General features: G+C 58.6%; 11 protein-coding genes and 1 tRNA gene. 10 read left to right on the top strand and 2 right to left on the bottom strand.

Features of this window, described 5'->3' with window-relative positions:
* From gltB to pyk, 3 genes are read left to right on the top strand one after another with little or no spacing between them, the layout of a single operon-like run.
* A complete protein-coding gene (gltB, locus tag FB555_RS02805) occupies positions 1 to 4,563 on the top strand; it encodes a glutamate synthase large subunit (protein WP_182483899.1) in 4,563 nt (1,520 codons plus the stop codon).
* A complete protein-coding gene (locus FB555_RS02800) occupies positions 4,556 to 6,013 on the top strand; it encodes a glutamate synthase small subunit (RefSeq protein WP_182483898.1) in 1,458 nt (485 codons plus the stop codon). Before gltB ends, FB555_RS02800 begins: the two co-directional genes overlap by 8 nt.
* Positions 6,014 to 6,073: 60 nt before the next feature.
* Positions 6,074 to 7,522, top strand: coding sequence for a pyruvate kinase (pyk, locus tag FB555_RS02795; protein ID WP_182483897.1), 1,449 nt, complete (start codon positions 6,074 to 6,076; stop codon positions 7,520 to 7,522).
* Positions 7,523 to 7,616: 94 nt separating this feature from the next.
* Here the strand turns inward: pyk and FB555_RS02790 are convergent.
* Positions 7,617 to 7,697, bottom strand: a tRNA-Leu gene (locus FB555_RS02790).
* A gap of 38 nt (positions 7,698 to 7,735) precedes the next feature.
* Here FB555_RS02790 and FB555_RS02785 point away from each other — a divergent pair.
* Positions 7,736 to 8,341, top strand: coding sequence for an ANTAR domain-containing response regulator (locus FB555_RS02785; RefSeq protein ID WP_343046383.1), 606 nt, complete (start codon positions 7,736 to 7,738; stop codon positions 8,339 to 8,341).
* A gap of 19 nt (positions 8,342 to 8,360) precedes the next feature.
* On the opposite strand, the gene FB555_RS02780 is transcribed toward FB555_RS02785, so the two are convergent.
* A complete protein-coding gene (locus FB555_RS02780) occupies positions 8,361 to 8,789 on the bottom strand; it encodes a hotdog fold thioesterase (RefSeq protein ID WP_182484269.1) in 429 nt (142 codons plus the stop codon).
* 55 nt (positions 8,790 to 8,844) lie between these two features.
* On the opposite strand from FB555_RS02780, the gene polA reads away from it, so the two are divergent.
* From polA to FB555_RS02750, 6 genes are all read left to right on the top strand, one after another.
* A complete protein-coding gene (polA, locus tag FB555_RS02775) occupies positions 8,845 to 11,592 on the top strand; it encodes a DNA polymerase I (protein ID WP_343046382.1) in 2,748 nt (915 codons plus the stop codon).
* A gap of 79 nt (positions 11,593 to 11,671) precedes the next feature.
* Positions 11,672 to 13,069, top strand: coding sequence for an IPT/TIG domain-containing protein (locus tag FB555_RS02770; RefSeq protein ID WP_182483896.1), 1,398 nt, complete (start codon positions 11,672 to 11,674; stop codon positions 13,067 to 13,069).
* A 178-nt stretch (positions 13,070 to 13,247) separates the two neighbouring features.
* On the top strand, positions 13,248 to 14,711 hold the full coding sequence (gene rpsA, locus FB555_RS02765) for a 30S ribosomal protein S1 (protein WP_182483895.1): 1,464 nt from the start codon (positions 13,248 to 13,250) through the stop codon (positions 14,709 to 14,711).
* A 68-nt stretch (positions 14,712 to 14,779) separates the two neighbouring features.
* Positions 14,780 to 15,376, top strand: coding sequence for a dephospho-CoA kinase (gene coaE / locus FB555_RS02760; RefSeq protein ID WP_182483894.1), 597 nt, complete (start codon positions 14,780 to 14,782; stop codon positions 15,374 to 15,376).
* Positions 15,297 to 15,872: a GNAT family N-acetyltransferase gene (locus FB555_RS02755; protein ID WP_343046381.1), complete on the top strand. Its 576-nt coding sequence runs from the start codon at positions 15,297 to 15,299 to the stop codon at positions 15,870 to 15,872. Before coaE ends, FB555_RS02755 begins: the two co-directional genes overlap by 80 nt.
* A 9-nt stretch (positions 15,873 to 15,881) precedes the next feature.
* Positions 15,882 to 16,526 carry an FMN-dependent NADH-azoreductase gene (locus tag FB555_RS02750; RefSeq protein WP_182483892.1) on the top strand — a complete coding sequence of 215 codons (645 nt, stop codon included), beginning with the start codon at positions 15,882 to 15,884 and terminating at the stop codon, positions 16,524 to 16,526.
* Positions 16,527 to 16,566 lie beyond the last annotated feature (40 nt).

The following is a 16,566-nucleotide window of genomic DNA, read 5'->3' as shown; positions in this document are numbered from 1 at the left end:
ATGTCGGTAACGACTCCCTACCAGCGCTTTTCCATGGTCCCTGCGGCCCAAGGTCTCTATAACCCTGCCTCGGAGAAAGACGCCTGTGGCCTTGCCATGGTCGCCACTCTGCGCAAAACGCCCGGGCACGACATCATTGATGTTGCCCTCTCCTCGCTTCGCAACCTTGAACACCGTGGCGCCGTTGGTTCCGACGCTGGAACCGGCGATGGCGCCGGCATCATGACTCAGGTACCCGACGCTTTCCTGCGCGCGGTTTCAGGTTTTTCACTACCCGCTGCCGGTCACTACGCCGTTGGCAACGCGTTTCTTCCTCTCGATGACACCGAACGCAATTCGATTCTTGCCCGCCTCGCGGTTGTGGCTCACGAAGAGGGACTCATCGTTATCGGCTGGCGACTCGTTCCTACCTCGCCCGAGGATCTCGGAATCTTGGCTCGCGAAGCTATGCCCGCAATTTGGCAGCTTTTTGTCACCAGCAGCACGGCTGACCTGTCGGGGATTGCTCTCGACCGCCTCACGTATCGGCTGCGCAAGCGCATCGAACGGGAGTGCAACATCTACTTTGCTTCGCTCTCAAGCCAAACCCTGGTCTATAAGGGCATGGTCACGACTCTGCAGCTTGAACCGTTCTACCCCGACCTCTCAGACATTCGTTTTGCCTCCACCCTCGCCTTGGTGCACTCTCGGTATTCCACCAACACGTTCCCCTCTTGGCCGTTGGCACACCCTTTCCGCTTCATCGCCCACAACGGTGAAATTAACACCGTGCAGGGAAATAGAAACTGGATGCGTGCGCGCCAATCCCAGCTCGAATCTGAAGTGTTGGGCGACATCGCCGACCTCCTACCCATCTGCACCCCGGGGGCCAGCGATTCCGCATCGTTCGACGAAGTCGTTGAACTGCTAACCCTGTCGGGTCGTTCGCTTCCTCACGCCATCATGATGATGGTTCCCGAGGCATGGGAAAACCAGCCCGAGATGGACGCCGAGCGTCGTGCATTTTATGAGTATCACTCTTCGATGATGGAACCGTGGGATGGGCCCGCAGCCATCGCCTTCACCGATGGTTCTCTCGTCGGTGCCACGCTGGACCGCAACGGCCTACGCCCCGGACGCTACCTCGTGACGGATGAAGGCCTCATCGTTGTCGCCAGCGAGATTGGCGTCCACAACGTGGATCCTGCCCGCATCGTGCAAAAGGGTCGCCTTCGCCCCGGGCAGATGTTCTTGGTCGACACTGTTGCCGGTCGCATCATCACCGATGATGAAGTCAAAAACGACCTCGCTCGCAGCGGACCGTGGCAGGAGTGGATCGATCAGAGCCGCATCAACCTTGAGGCCCTTCCGGAGCGCGAACACATTGTGCACACACCGGCTTCAGTCACCCGGCGCCAGCGCACCTTTGGATACACCGAGGAAGAGCTTCGGATTCAGCTAGCGCCCATGGCGCGCACGGGTGGCGAACCCCTCGGTGCTATGGGCTCCGATACCCCCATCGCCATTCTGTCCAAGCGACCCCGCCTGCTCTTTGACTACTTCGTGCAGCAGTTTGCTCAAGTAACGAATCCTCCCTTGGACTCCATTCGCGAGGAAGTCGTCACGAGCCTGAGCCTGGGCCTTGGTCCAGAACGCAACCTCTTGACGGCAACGGCGAAACACGCCCATCAAGTTGTCCTTGATTTTCCCGTCATCAACAACGACGAGCTCGCCAAGATCGAACACATTCGGCACGACAATGGTTCCCGCGCGTCCGTGTTGCTGAAGGGCCTCTATTCCGTTGATAGCGGGCCCAAGGCGATGGAAGCCCGTCTCGCCGCGATGTGTGTAGAGGTTGACGACGCCATCGATGACGGCGCCTCCTTTATCGTTCTTTCGGACCGGGATGCCAACAATAAATTTGCCCCCATTCCATCCCTGCTCATGCTTTCCACCGTTCATCACCACCTCATCCGCACCGAAAACCGCATGCGCGTAGGGATTGTTGTGGAGGCCGGTGACGTTCGTGAGGTGCATCATGTTGCGCTCCTCATTGGGTATGGCGCCTCAGCCGTCAACCCCTACCTCGCCATGGAATCCTGCGAAACAATGGTTCGTACGGGCTTCATTACAGAGGTAACCCCCGAGCAAGCCACGAAGAACCTGATTAAAGCACTCGGCAAGGGTGTCCTTAAAATCATGTCGAAGATGGGGATATCAACTGTCTCTTCCTATTCGGGCGCTCAGACGTTTGAAGCGATTGGTCTGGACCAAACGTTCATCGATCAGTACTTCACCGGCACCTCAAGCCAGCTTGGTGGTGTGGGGCTCGATGTCATTGCTACGGAGAACAGTCGGCGTCACGAGAGTGCGTATCCAACGGACGGTGCCGCTCCGAGCCACGAACGTTTGGCCACGGGCGGCGAATATCAGTGGCGCCGCGATGGCGCCCCGCATCTCTTCAACCCCGAGACGGTCTTCAAACTTCAACATTCCACACGTGAGCGCCGCTACGACACGTTCCGCGAGTACACGAAACTTGTCGACGACCAGTCGCGTGACTTGATGACCCTTCGTGGTCTCTTCGAATTCAACACGGGGGAACGCCCGATCGTTCCCCTCGATGAGGTTGAGTCGATTGAGTCAATCGTCAAGCGTTTCTCTACAGGAGCGATGAGCTACGGCTCCATCTCACCCGAAGCCCACGAGACTCTCGCGATTGCGATGAACCGCCTTGGCGCCAAGTCCAACACGGGCGAGGGCGGCGAAGACGTTGCCCGTCTCCTGGACCCCGAACGTCGCAGTGCCGTGAAGCAGGTTGCCTCCGGTCGTTTCGGCGTGACCAGTATGTACCTGACGCACGCCGATGATATTCAGATCAAAATGGCCCAAGGTGCGAAACCGGGTGAAGGCGGCCAGCTTCCCAATAACAAGGTCTACCCCTGGATCGCGCGCACGCGGCATGCCACTGCCGGTGTCGGGCTCATTTCACCACCACCGCACCACGACATCTATTCGATCGAAGATCTCAAGCAACTCATCTTCGATTTGAAGCGCGCCAACCCCACGGCCAGGGTTCATGTCAAGCTCGTGAGCCAGTCCGGTATTGGCGCCGTTGCTGCGGGGGTGTCCAAGGCCTTGGCCGACGTCATCCTGATCTCCGGGCACGACGGTGGGACTGGCGCCAGCCCGCTCAATTCACTCAAGCATGCTGGCACACCGTGGGAACTCGGCCTTGCCGAAGCCCAGCAGACTCTCATGCTCAACGGCATGCGTGACCGCGTCTCGGTCCAAGTAGATGGCCAGCTGAAGACAGGGCGTGACGTTATCGTTGGCGCTCTGCTTGGCGCCGAAGAGTTTGGCTTCGCCACAGCTCCGCTCGTGGTTTCCGGCTGCGTAATGATGCGCGTCTGTCACCTCGACACCTGCCCCGTGGGTGTTGCCACTCAGAACCCACTCCTGCGGGAGCGTTTCACTGGCAAGCCAGAATTTGTCGTCAACTTCTTCGAATTCATCGCCCAGGAAGTGCGTCAGTACCTCTCCGAGCTCGGCTTCCACAGCCTTGACGAGATTATTGGTCGGAACGATCTCCTCAACGTGAACGAGGCAATTGAGCATTGGAAAACTGATGGTCTTGACCTCGCCCCAATTCTCGTCGGCCCAACGTTCTCCGCTGCGGAGCCTCGGCGCCACGGTCGCGAGCAAGAACACGAGATCGAGAAGCACTTCGACAACGAGCTCATCAACTTGAGTCGTGGTGCGTTGGCCAATGGAACATCCGTGGTCATCGACTTGCCCATTCAGAACACGGAACGTGCTGTCGGCACGATGCTCGGCCATGAACTTACGTTGAAATATGGTGAGCACGGTCTGCCGGAAGGCACCATCGACATCACCCTGCGTGGTTCGGCCGGACAGTCTTTTGGGGCATTCGTTCCAAGCGGCATTACGCTCCGTCTCATTGGTGACTCCAACGACTACGTAGGAAAAGGACTTTCCGGGGGCCGCATTATTGTGCGCCCGCACCCCGCCGCAACATTTGCTCCCGAAGAGAACGTGATTGCCGGTAACGTGATCGGCTATGGCGCGACTTCGGGAAGTATGTTCATTTCCGGATGCGTCGGTGAGAGATTCCTCGTGCGCAACTCCGGAGCGACGGCGGTAGTCGAAGGTGTGGGAGATCACGCCCTCGAATACATGACCGGGGGACTGGCAGTCATCCTGGGAGAGACCGGTCGTAACTTAGGCGCAGGAATGTCCGGCGGAACCGCGTACATTCACAATCTCGACGTGGCCAAGGTGAACAAGGATTCACGCTCCTCGGGAGAATTGCGGCTCCTGGAACTCGGCAGTGCCGACAGTGAAATAGTGCGGGATCTTCTCGAACGTCACGTTGCTGAGACCGGGTCACCTCGAGCCACGCATCTTCTGGCGGAGTTCGCCACGGAGAGTGTGAACTTCACCAAGGTACTTCCACGTGACTACGCGGCAGTCTTGGAGACGCGAAGTTCGGCGGAAGCCGCTGGTCTTGACCCCGATGGTGAACAGACGTGGAAGAAAATCTTGGAGGTAACTGGTGGCTGATCCAAAAGGCTTTCTCAACACAACGGTTCGAGAGACTCCCGCACGGCGCCCCGTCCCCATTCGGCTCATGGACTACAAAGAGGTCTATGAGAAGGGGGACCTGGCGGTACTGAAGCGTCAAGCGGGACGTTGCATGGACTGCGGGATCCCCTTCTGTCATCAGGGTTGCCCCCTGGGAAATTTGATTCCTGAGTGGAACGACCTCGTCTGGCGCGGCGACGGCGAAGGAGCAATCGAGCGCCTCCACGCCACCAATAACTTCCCTGAATTCACGGGACGCCTCTGTCCTGCTCCGTGCGAGTCTTCCTGTGTTTTGGGAATCAACCAGCCCGCAGTTACGATCAAGCAGGTTGAAGTGTCGATCATCGATGACGCGTTTGATAACGGATGGGTGAAACCCCACATCCCGGAGCGTCTGACGGGCAAGAGGATTGCGGTCGTCGGATCCGGGCCTGCCGGGCTCGCCGCCGCACAGCAACTCACGCGCGCCGGCCACACGGTGGCAGTCTTTGAGCGCGATGAGAAAATTGGGGGACTGCTTCGTTACGGTATCCCGGATTTCAAAATGGAGAAAGTCCATATTGACAAACGTCTCGTGCAGATGGAGGCCGAAGGAACCCGCTTCCGCGTCGGGATAAACATCGGCGTTGACATTTCATGGGCCGACCTCAAGGCACGCTACGACGCCGTCATTGTGGCGACGGGTGCCATGGTGCCCCGCGATCTTCCGATCCCAGGCCGCGATCTCGCCGGCGTTCACTTCGCTATGGACTTTCTAACGCAGTCCAACCGCGTTGTCGGAGGGGCAACGGTTAGCGACCAGATCACAGCCAAAGGTAAGCACGTCGTGATTCTCGGTGGTGGCGATACCGGAGCCGACTGTATCGGAACCGCGCACCGCCAGCAGGCACTGAGCGTGACGAACCTTGCCATTGGCACGCGCCCCCCAGAGGAGCGCGCTGACCACCAGCCGTGGCCGACGTTCCCCAACCTCTTCGAGATCTCTTCCGCTCACGAAGAAGGCGGTGACCGTGAGTTCCTGGTTTCCACCGTCGAGTTCCTGAACGATGGAAACGGCAACGTTCGCGCCGTTCGCATCGCCGAGACAGAATTTGTGGACGGACTCCGGGTTCCAAAATCCGGAACGGAAAGAGAAATACCGGCCGATCTTGTGTTGATCGCTATGGGCTTCACCGGTCCCGAAACGGCTCACGCCCAAGAGCAACTTTCCTTGCACACGGATGGCCGCGGTAACTTTTCGCGGGATGATACGTACGCCACGAGTGAGCTTGGTGTTTTTGTCGCCGGAGACGCTGGTCGCGGTCAGTCGCTCATCGTTTGGGCCATCGCCGAAGGTCGCGCTGCGGCCGCCGCGGTCGATGCTTTCCTCGAAGGCGAGACCCTCCTACCCGTTCCCATCGTTGCCTCGGACAGAGGTTTTTCTGTCTAGTATCCTCGCCGTGGATCCCTCCCTCGGCGCCTGCACCACCGAAATGAAAGAGACCGTTTCATGAGAAGAGCAAAAATTGTCGCGACCCTCGGGCCGGCAACATCCAGTTATGAAAGCCTCCTGGCAATCATCGAGGCCGGTGTTGACGTTGCCAGAATGAACCTCAGCCACGGCACCTATGACGTGCACGAAGAGGTCTACAAAAACGTTCGTCGTGCTGCGGCTGACGCGGGCAAGTCTGTAGCGGTCATGGTTGACCTTCAAGGTCCCAAAATTCGTCTCGGCAAGTTCGAGAACGGACCCTACGATTTGGCCGAAGGCGATATTTTCAAAATCACCATTGACGACATCATCGGTAACAAAGAAATCTCCTCCACCACATTCAAGGGTCTCCCCGGCGACGTGAAGCCGGGCGATCCTTTGCTGATCGATGATGGCAAAGTGGGCCTACGCGTTCTCGAAACCGACGGTACCGTTGTCACCACCGTCGTAGAGGTTCCCGGTTCTATTTCGAACAACAAGGGCATTAACCTTCCCGGTGTTGCAGTGAACGTTCCGGCGCTCTCCGAAAAGGACGAAGCCGACCTGCGGTGGGGTATTCGCCTGGGTGCCGACTACATCGCCTTGAGCTTCGTGCGTGATGCTTCCGACATTGTTCGCGTTCACGCGATCATGGATGAGGAAGGCATCCGCCTTCCCGTTATCGCCAAAATCGAGAAGCCTCAGGCTGTAGAGAACCTCGAAGCCATCGTGGATGCCTTTGACGCCATCATGGTGGCTCGTGGAGACCTCGGCGTGGAGTTGCCACTCGAAGCAGTCCCCATCGTCCAGAAGCAAGCTGTGGAGCTCGCTCGCCGGTGGGCCAAGCCCGTCATTGTGGCCACCCAGGTTTTGGAATCAATGATTTCCAGCCCGCGCCCGACCCGTGCCGAGGCCTCCGACTGTGCAAATGCAGTCCTCGACGGAACCGACGCTGTCATGCTCTCGGGCGAGACCAGCGTCGGTGACTTCCCTGTCGTTACGGTCGAGACGATGGCTCGCATCATCAAATCGACTGAGGAACATGGTCTCGAGCGCATTCCTGCGCTGGGCACCAAGCCACGCACCCAGGGTGGCGCCATCACTTTGGCGGCCGCCGAGGTTGCGGACTTCGTCGATGCAAAATACCTCTGCATCTTCACAGAGTCGGGTGACTCGCCACGCAGAATGGCACGTCTGCGTTCGCCGATCCCCATGTTGGTCTTCACTCCTCATGAGAACATCCGTCGCCGCATGGCACTGACGTGGGGCGTTCAGTCGTACCACGTTGAGCCAGTAACGCACACGGATGCCATGTTTGCCCAGGTAGATGAAATTCTGCTCGGAAACGGTCTCGCTGAAATTGGCGACAAGGTCGTGGTAATCGCGGGAACACCCCCAGGAATCACAGGTTCCACGAACGACCTTCGTGTGCACCGCGTGGGCGATGCACGAAACGCCGCAGCCCCTGCGTACGCGAATCTCCCATAAGAGACCTTGAGTGAGTTTTCTTAGGGCTTCACAAGAGTTCTGAGAGACAAAAAATATGGCCCTGTTCATCTCAGAACAGGGCCATATTTCGTTGTGCCGAATGTGGGACTTGAACCCACACGTCCGAAGACAAAGCATTTTGAGTGCTCCGCGTCTGCCATTCCGCCAATTCGGCTGAACACAACACGACCAAGAATATCCTAGGCTGGAGGTGTGACTGACCAAGAGATCGAAAAGCCCATCGCCCGCCGTGTAGTTGTAGCCGAAGACGAGTCGCTTATCCGCATGGATATTGTCGAAATCCTTCGTGACAATGGCTTCGATGTCGTCGGTGAGGCTGCCGACGGTGAGGCCGCTGTTGCCTTAGCCATGGAATTACGCCCGGACTTGGTCATCATGGACGTAAAAATGCCCAAGATGGATGGCATCACGGCCGCGGACAAGCTCAACAAGGAGCACATTGCCCCTGTCGTGCTGTTGACCGCTTTCAGTCAGAAAGAGCTCGTGGAGCGAGCCACAGAGGCCGGCGCCCTTGCCTACGTGGTAAAACCCTTTACTCCCAATGATCTTCTCCCCGCGATTGAAATTGCCCTTTCGCGATGGGCCCAGATTGTTGCCCTTGAGAACGAGGTTGCTGACCTGTCCGAACGCTTCGAGACGCGCAAGATTGTGGACATCGCCAAAGGAATCCTGAACGAAAAGATGGGCCTCACCGAGCCCGAAGCCTTCCGCTGGATTCAGAAAGCATCCATGGATCGTCGCCTCACCATGAAAGACGTGGCCGTTACCATCGTCGATCAGCTGGGGACCAAGAAGTAGCCTTTTTTCGGGCTCTCGTTTACTGCGCCTCTTTGATGAGGTTTGTGATTCTGATGGTCGATAGTCGGCGGCCGTCTTCGTCTCTCACCACAATTTCGTGCGATGTCAGTGTGCGTCCGAGATGAAGAGCACGGCACTCGGCGATGACAAAACCATGAGCGGCGCTTCCTGTGTGCGTCGCGTTGATTTCGATGCCAACAGCGTTTCGGCCTTCTCCGGCGTGAATGTTCGCCGAAATGGAACCTAGGCCCTCACCAAGAACGACATGCGCGCCACCGTGCAAGATGTCAAATGACTGCGTGTTGCCTTCAACAGGCATCGTCGCAATGGAATGCTCAGCCGTTAGTTTGTGAAATTGAATGCCCATCTTCACGGAGAGCGGACCCGCACCTCGCCCGGCCATTACCTCTAGGTCGAGAGCCGGAGGACGCACATATTCTGTTGACATAACGCCGCTGTCCTTCTCAAAGATTCTGGCCCACTGCCCTGTGTAGGCTTGGACTGTGACCACTAGCGAACAGCCTACCCTCATGCTCATCGACGGGCATTCACTCGCATTCCGGGCGTTTTATGCGCTTCCCCTCGACAGTTTCAAGACGCGCGATGGCCAGCACACAAACGCCATCCACGGTTTCATCTCCATGCTCCTAAACCTGCTGGCCAAAGAGAAGCCCACGCACCTCGGGGTTGCCTTCGATATCTCGCGCTATTCGTTTCGAACGCGCGAGTATGCGGAATATAAGGGAACCCGTGGCGAGACTCCGCCCGAGTTCATTGGCCAGGTTCCCCTTTTGCAGGATGCTCTTCACGCCATGGGGATTACCACCATCACCAAAGAGGACTTCGAGGCGGATGACATTCTGGCGACGCTCTCACACCAGGGTTCAGCCGCCGGCTACAAAGTATTGGTCGTCTCGGGGGACCGCGACACCATCCAACTGATCGATCACAACGTCACACTGTTATACCCCTCAAAACAAGGGGTTGCCGAGCTCACTCGTTACGACGCTGAAAAAGTATTTGAGCGGTACGGCGTTCAGCCCCACCAGTACCCCGAGGTCGCTGCTCTCGTAGGGGAAACGAGCGATAATCTTCCCGGCATTCCGAAGGTCGGCGAGAAGACAGCCGTCAAATGGTTGAACGAGTATGGATCTCTCGATGAAATTCTGCGCCGCGCCGATGAGATCGGTGGCAAGGTTGGCGAGAGCCTGCGCGAGCACTCCGAAAATGCTGTTCGCAACCGTCGCCTCAATCACCTCGTAACCGACGTCGAGCTTCCCGTTCTGCCTGACGACCTTGAGCGCAATGCTTTTGACCTCGATGCGGTGCGCGAAGTTTTTGGCCGTCTCGAGTTTCGCTCGTTGCTGGAGCGGGTGATCAAGCTCGGCGGGGGAGCTCCGTCGGCCGATTCTTTCCCCGCATCCGGCGCCGCTGTCTCAGCGGCAAAAACCTCCGACGGGTCTTCGACCTCGGCGTCCGCATATTCCGCCCCTACGATGCCCGAAGAACTAAACCCGGTCCGCGTAGCACCGCGCACGCAAAACCTTCTCGACGAGGAACTGCGTGGCTGGCTCGAGCGCGCTACAGACGCCGCACCGCTGGGTGTCGCCGTTGTCGTGGAAAGTTACGCCAGTGGGATTGCTGGCTTTGGGCTGGCCACAGAAATGGAAACGGCGTTCGTGCCTTTCTCGCCAGGTCATGCCGATATGGCTCCCTTGGTGCACTGGCTGGCCGGTCCCAGCCCCAAGCTCATGCACGGGGCCAAGCAGCAGATAAAGACTCTTGCTGCCGCCGGCATCCCTGTAGCTGGTATGGCATTCGACACGGAGATTGCAGATTGGATCATTCGGCCAGACTCCTCTAAGCGCGAGTTGTCCGAACTCGTTGGTCTCTACCTCGGTGAGACCCTGTCGACGCCAGACCCCAATCAACTTGTTCCCGAGGAAGATGAACTCGGCGCCGCCGGACATGCCTGGCTGGTAGAGCGCCTGTCGAAGGCCATCCGTTTGCAACTCGATGCCGGATCTCTGGCCCTTTTGCTCGAAATTGAAATCCCCACCCTCGTGGCTCTTGCCGCTATGGAACTGCGCGGTGTGACCGTCAGCCACGAGAAGCTCTCGGCTCTCAGCACCGAGCTCGGCGATCGCGCTGCGGCCGCAGCGACCAGCGCCTACGCCGAAATTGGCAAAGAGGTAAACCTCGCTTCTCCCAAGCAACTCCAAGAGGTTCTCTTTGATCAGTTGAACATGCCCAAAACCCGGGCCACCAAGACCGGTTACACCACGGATGCTGCGGCGCTCGTTGACCTCCAGGAAAAGAGTCCCCATCCGTTCTTGGGATATCTTCTGGAACACCGCGATGTCACCAAACTTCGTCAGATTGTGGAATCCCTCGACACCGCGATCGGCAGCGACCACCGCATCCACACGACGTATGTACAGACCGGCACGAGCACGGGTCGCCTTTCCTCGATCAATCCCAACCTGCAAAACATTCCCGTGCGCGCCGCCGACGGACGCCGCATCCGTGAAGCATTTGAGGTGGGGGTCGGTTTTCAAACGCTATTGACCGCCGACTATTCCCAGATTGAAATGCGCATCATGGCGCACTTCTCCAAGGATGCCGGGCTGATCGAGGCTTTCAAGTCTGGCGAAGACCTGCACCGTTTTGTGGGATCGCAAATCTACGGCGTTGCTCCCGAAGACGTCACGGGCGACATGCGCTCACATGTCAAGGCCATGAGCTACGGGCTGGCCTATGGACTGAGCGCCTTCGGTCTGGCCAAGCAGTTAAAAATTGACAACGGTGCCGCCAAGAAACTGATGTCTGATTACTTCGAGCGATTCGGGGGAGTGCGCGATTACCTGCGCAGCGTCGTCGAAGATGCTCGCATCAAGGGCTACACGGAGACTCTTTTCGGCCGCCGCCGTCCGTTCCCAGATCTCGCCAGCCCCAACCGCGTGCTTCGTGACAACGCCGAACGCGCAGCTTTGAATGCCCCCATGCAAGGGACTGCCGCCGACATCATGAAGATTGCGATGTTCGGTATTGAACAAGACATTGCCAACCTCGATCTCAAGTCACGCCTGCTCCTTCAAGTACACGACGAACTCGTGCTCGAAGTATTCGAGGGAGAATGGGACGTCGTCGAGAAGCTCGTCGTCGATCGCATGGAGAACGCCGCCAAACTGAGCGTTCCGCTGGATGTTCAAGTCGGCAAAGGCCAGAACTGGAACGAAGCAGCGCACTAATTCGCTAGTTTGCAGGGCCTTTGAAAAGGCCCTAGGGACTTTCTAGCAAGGAGGGATCGAGCCTGCTAGTTTAGAGCACATGATTACCCCCTCCGGCCGCGCGCGTCGCATAGTTAGACGCTCTCGCTGGGCGCAACGTTTAGTCGCACTTGGGACGATCCTGCTTGTGGTCGGGGCTGGTTTAGTCAGCACGGCAACGCCGGCATCGGCTCTGGCAGGTACGGACTGGGTCATCGGCACCAGCGCCGCCGACAACAGCTGGCGCTCGGTGACGTATGGGGGTGGCCTGTTCGTTGCCGTCGCCATCACCGGTGCCGGGGACCGGGTGATGACCAGTCCTGATGGCATCACCTGGACGACCCGCACCAGCGCTGCCGACAACGCCTGGGTCTCGGTCACGTATGGCAATGGCCTGTTCGTTGCCGTCGCCGTCACCGGTACCGGGAACCGGGTGATGACCAGTCCTGACGGCATCACCTGGACGATCCGCACCACTCCCGTCGACAACAGTTGGCTCTCGGTCACCTATGGCGGTGGCCTGTTCGTTGCCGTCGCCGTCACCGGTACCGGGAACCGGGTGATGACCAGCCCTGACGGCATCACCTGGACGACCCGCACCAGCGCTGCCGACAACGCCTGGTACTCGGTCACCTATGGCGGTGGCCTGTTCGTTGCCGTCGCCTACACCGGTGCCGGGAACCGGGTGATGACCAGTCCTGATGGCATCGCCTGGACGATCCGCACCACCCCCGTCGACAACAGTTGGCTCTCGGTCACCTATGCGGGTGGCCTGTTCGTTGCCGTCGCCATCACCGGTGCAGGGAACCGGGTCATGACCAGTCCTGATGGCATCGCCTGGACCTCTCGCACCAGCGCCGCCGACAACGCCTGGTACTCGGTCACCTATGGCGGTGGCCTGTTCGTTGCCGTCGCCATCACCGGTGCCGGGAACCGGGTCATGACCAGCCCTGATGGCATCGCCTGGACGATCCGCACCACCCCCGTCGACAACAGCTGGGGCTCGGTCACCTATGCGAGTGGCCTGCTCGTTGCCGTCGCCGACAGCGGTACGGGGAATCGGGTGATGACCAGTTACACACCGACAGTGACCGGTGTCACGCCCTCTAGCGGTCCAGCCGCTGGCGGCACGTCAGTGACATTGACCGGTACAGGCTTCACCGGTGCCACCGGTGTCAGCTTTGACGGTGTAGCGGGCACAAGCGTGGTGGTGGTCTCGGCGACAAGTATCACCGTGACCAGCCCCGCACATGCTGCAGGCGCCGTGAATGTTGTAGTAACCACCCCTGGTGGCACGGCGACGAGCACGGGCGGGTTCGCATACGCGGCCGTTGGGTCTGTTTTGGCAACCACCGGATTCGATGTTCTGCCTTGGGGCGTTGGGGGAGTCCTGACATTGCTTATCGGCGCCGGGCTGCTTGTCCTGATGCGAAAGTACCGTCGAAGCCACGCTGCTTAGGGAAACGGTCGGCCACCCCAAAGAGCCTGACTAGTTACCGAGCATTCGCGGGACTGGCTTTGGTCGGCTATGCTAACAGGGCACGTTTTGTGCAGTTATATCCGTATGCCTTCCACTTTTCTCGACCGTAGGTCGTGTGGATGGGCCCGAATTAAGTTAATACTGGAGCAGTTTCTACATGACGCTAGTAGCAAAAAAGGCAGCCACACAGGTAGCCATCAACGACATCGGCTCGGCTGAGGATTTCCTCGCCGCTGTCGAAGCAACACTCAAGTTTTTCAACGACGGCGACCTTATTGAAGGAACCGTTGTAAAGATCGACCGCGACGAGGTTCTCCTCGATGTCGGTTACAAGACCGAGGGTGTTATCCCCTCTCGCGAACTGTCGATCAAGCACGACGTTGACCCCAATGAGGTTGTGAAGGTTGGTGACACCATCGAGGCACTCGTTCTCCAGAAGGAGGACAAGGAAGGCCGCCTCATCCTGTCCAAGAAGCGCGCACAGTACGAGCGTGCATGGGGCGACGTTGAGAAGATCAAAGAGTCCGATGGTGTTGTTACCGGTTCGGTCATCGAGGTCGTCAAGGGTGGACTTATCGTTGACATCGGTCTTCGTGGATTCCTTCCCGCATCGCTCATCGAGCTGCGTCGCGTCCGCGACCTCACGCCTTATCTTGGCCAAGAAATTGAAGCCAAGATTCTCGAACTCGACAAGAACCGCAACAACGTTGTGCTGTCGCGTCGCGCCCTCCTCGAGCAGACTCAGTCTGAAAGCCGCAGCACGTTCCTGACGAACCTTCAGAAGGGCCAGATCCGCAAGGGTGTTGTCTCCTCTATCGTCAACTTCGGTGCATTCGTTGACCTCGGCGGCGTTGACGGTCTCGTCCACGTTTCTGAGCTCAGCTGGAAGCACATCGAACACGCTTCTGAGGTTGTTGAAGTTGGCCAGGAAGTTACCGTCGAGATCCTCGAGGTCGACATGGAGCGCGAGCGCGTTTCGTTGTCGCTCAAGGCCACGCAGGAAGACCCCTGGCAGGTATTCGCCCGCACCCACGCAATCGGTCAGGTTGCTCCGGGTAAGGTCACGAAGCTCGTTCCCTTCGGCGCCTTTGTTCGCGTTGCCGATGGCATCGAAGGTCTCGTTCACATCTCCGAGCTCTCCGGCAAGCACGTTGAGCTCGCCGAGCAGGTTGTTTCGGTTGGCGACGAAGTATTCGTCAAGGTCATCGACATTGACCTCGAGCGTCGCCGCATCTCGCTCAGCCTCAAGCAGGCTAACGACGGTGTTGACCCCGAAGGTACCGAGTTCGAGCCTGCTCTCTATGGAATGCTCACAGAGTATGACGAGGCGGGCAACTACAAGTACCCCGAGGGCTTCGACTCCGAGACCAACGAGTGGCGTGAAGGCTTCGACACCCAGCGCGAGAAGTGGGAGCTGGACTACGCAGCTGCTCAAGCTCGCTGGGAGCAGCACAAGATTCAGGTCAAGGCTTCCAACGAAGCCGAGATCGAAGCAATCGCAACGGGCACAAGCGACGCATCCACGTTCTCGAGCGAATCAGCTTCGGCTGGAACGCTTGCCGACGACGAGGCACTCGCGGCCCTTCGTGCGAAGCTGACCAACGGTAACGACGAAGCATAATTTTTCTTCGTTCCACTGTCGGCCGGGCTCTTTCTTGAGTCCGGCCGACAGTCGTTTAAGCTAGGGCCATGTATCTCATAGGTCTCACCGGTGGAATCGCCTCGGGCAAATCTACGGTGGCTCGCAGACTGGCCGAACACGGGGCCATCATTATTGACGCCGACGTCGTTTCGCGTGAGGTTGTTGCCCCCGGAACCCCAGCACTTGCTGCAATTGCCGCGCAATTCGGTCTCGGACTTCTCGATGCCAACGGTGCTTTGGATCGCTCAAAGCTCGGCGCCATCGTCTTCGGAAATTCTGAACAACTGGAAGAGCTAAACGCCATCGTGCATCCCGCTGTCAAGGCACGAACCGCCGAGCTTTTAGCCGGCGCGAAGGCTGAAAACCCCGACGCCGTCATCGTCTACGACGTACCCCTCCTGGTGGAAGCCGACGTGGCCCACAATTATGCCGAAATTGTTGTCACGAGTGCCCCCGAAGACATTCGGGTGCAGCGCATGATCGAGTTGCGCGGCATGACCGATGAAGCGGCACGCGCTCGCATCCGAGCCCAGGCACCTGAGTCCAAACGCCTTGCCATTGCTGATGTTGTCATCGACACCGGGGGAGAGCTGCAGCACACTCTCGATCAGGTCGATGCATTCTGGGCTCGCGTTGGAAGCTGAAGGCAGAGCAGGCTTCTCACGCAGGCCGCATCCTGAACGAATCTCAACAGCACGATTGGTGCTCGAGCCTCTGTCGGTGAATCACGCGCCATCCATGGTTTCCGTCTTGGCGCATCCTTCGTTATACGTTTTTACCGGAGGCGAAGCCCCCTCGCTCGACGAGCTTCAGGAGCGCTATGCACGGCAGACCGTTGGACACTCCGCTGACGAATCACAATGGTGGCTCAATTGGATTCTGCGCCACACAGCCACGAATGAGTCAATAGGGTTCGTGCAGGCCACGGTGCAATCCGGGCAATCCGTGCAATCGCGGCTCGTGGCCGACATTGCGTGGGTAATTTCTCCTGCCTGGCAATGCAAGGGCTGCGCGTCCGAGGCGACAACGGCAATGATCGAATGGCTCACGTTGCATGAAGTTGACGGCGAGACGCGTTGGGTTGAGCATGCACCCCGCACCCCAGCTACGTTGAGCGTTGTCGAAAAATCAGTCCTCTAGTCTTGAATCATGCCCGTTTTGTTGCACCTGGATTCCTCTGCCGACCTGAAGACCTCACGATCGAGGGCGATTACGGCGTCCTTTGCTGACACGTGGCGGAACCTCAGCAACGACCACACGGTCGTCTACCGCGACCTGCACCGGGAGCCCTTGCCTTACCTGACGGATGCCAATCTGCACTTTCCTGCCCACCTCCGCCCGGCTGATGCCAGCCCCGACGCCGCACAGGAGCTTCTTCAGCAGAGGATCATCAATGAATTGCTAGGCGCCGACGTCGTCCTCATCGGCGTGCCGCTTTACAACTACTCGATGCCCGCGACCCTCAAGACATGGGTCGACTATATTCACGTTCCGGCCGTCACGGCTTCATTTGGCCCTGTCGAGACGCAACCGATGAAGGGCCGCCCCGTCGTTTTGATTTCAACACGGGGTGGCGCCTATGACACAGGTACTCCCACCGAGTTCGATGATCACGCGATTCCCGCCCTGTCGATCATCCTGCGGGATGCGCTCGGCATGTCATTGGAAACCATCATCTCCACCCGAACGCTCAGCGAACGCTTCGGGGCACCTGCCGCCGAAGTCACTCTCCAGCACTCTGAGCTAGCTGCAGCCCACGAAAGCGCTATTCGCGCCGCTCGGCGACTCGGCTAGTTTCCGAGCAACCATCACCAAAACCCCACGCAGGTTCCGC

The organism is Alpinimonas psychrophila (assembly GCF_014137865.1).
GTDB classification, from domain to species: Bacteria; Actinomycetota; Actinomycetes; order Actinomycetales; family Microbacteriaceae; genus Alpinimonas; species Alpinimonas psychrophila.
This window is presented reverse-complemented; position numbering and strand designations above follow the sequence as displayed.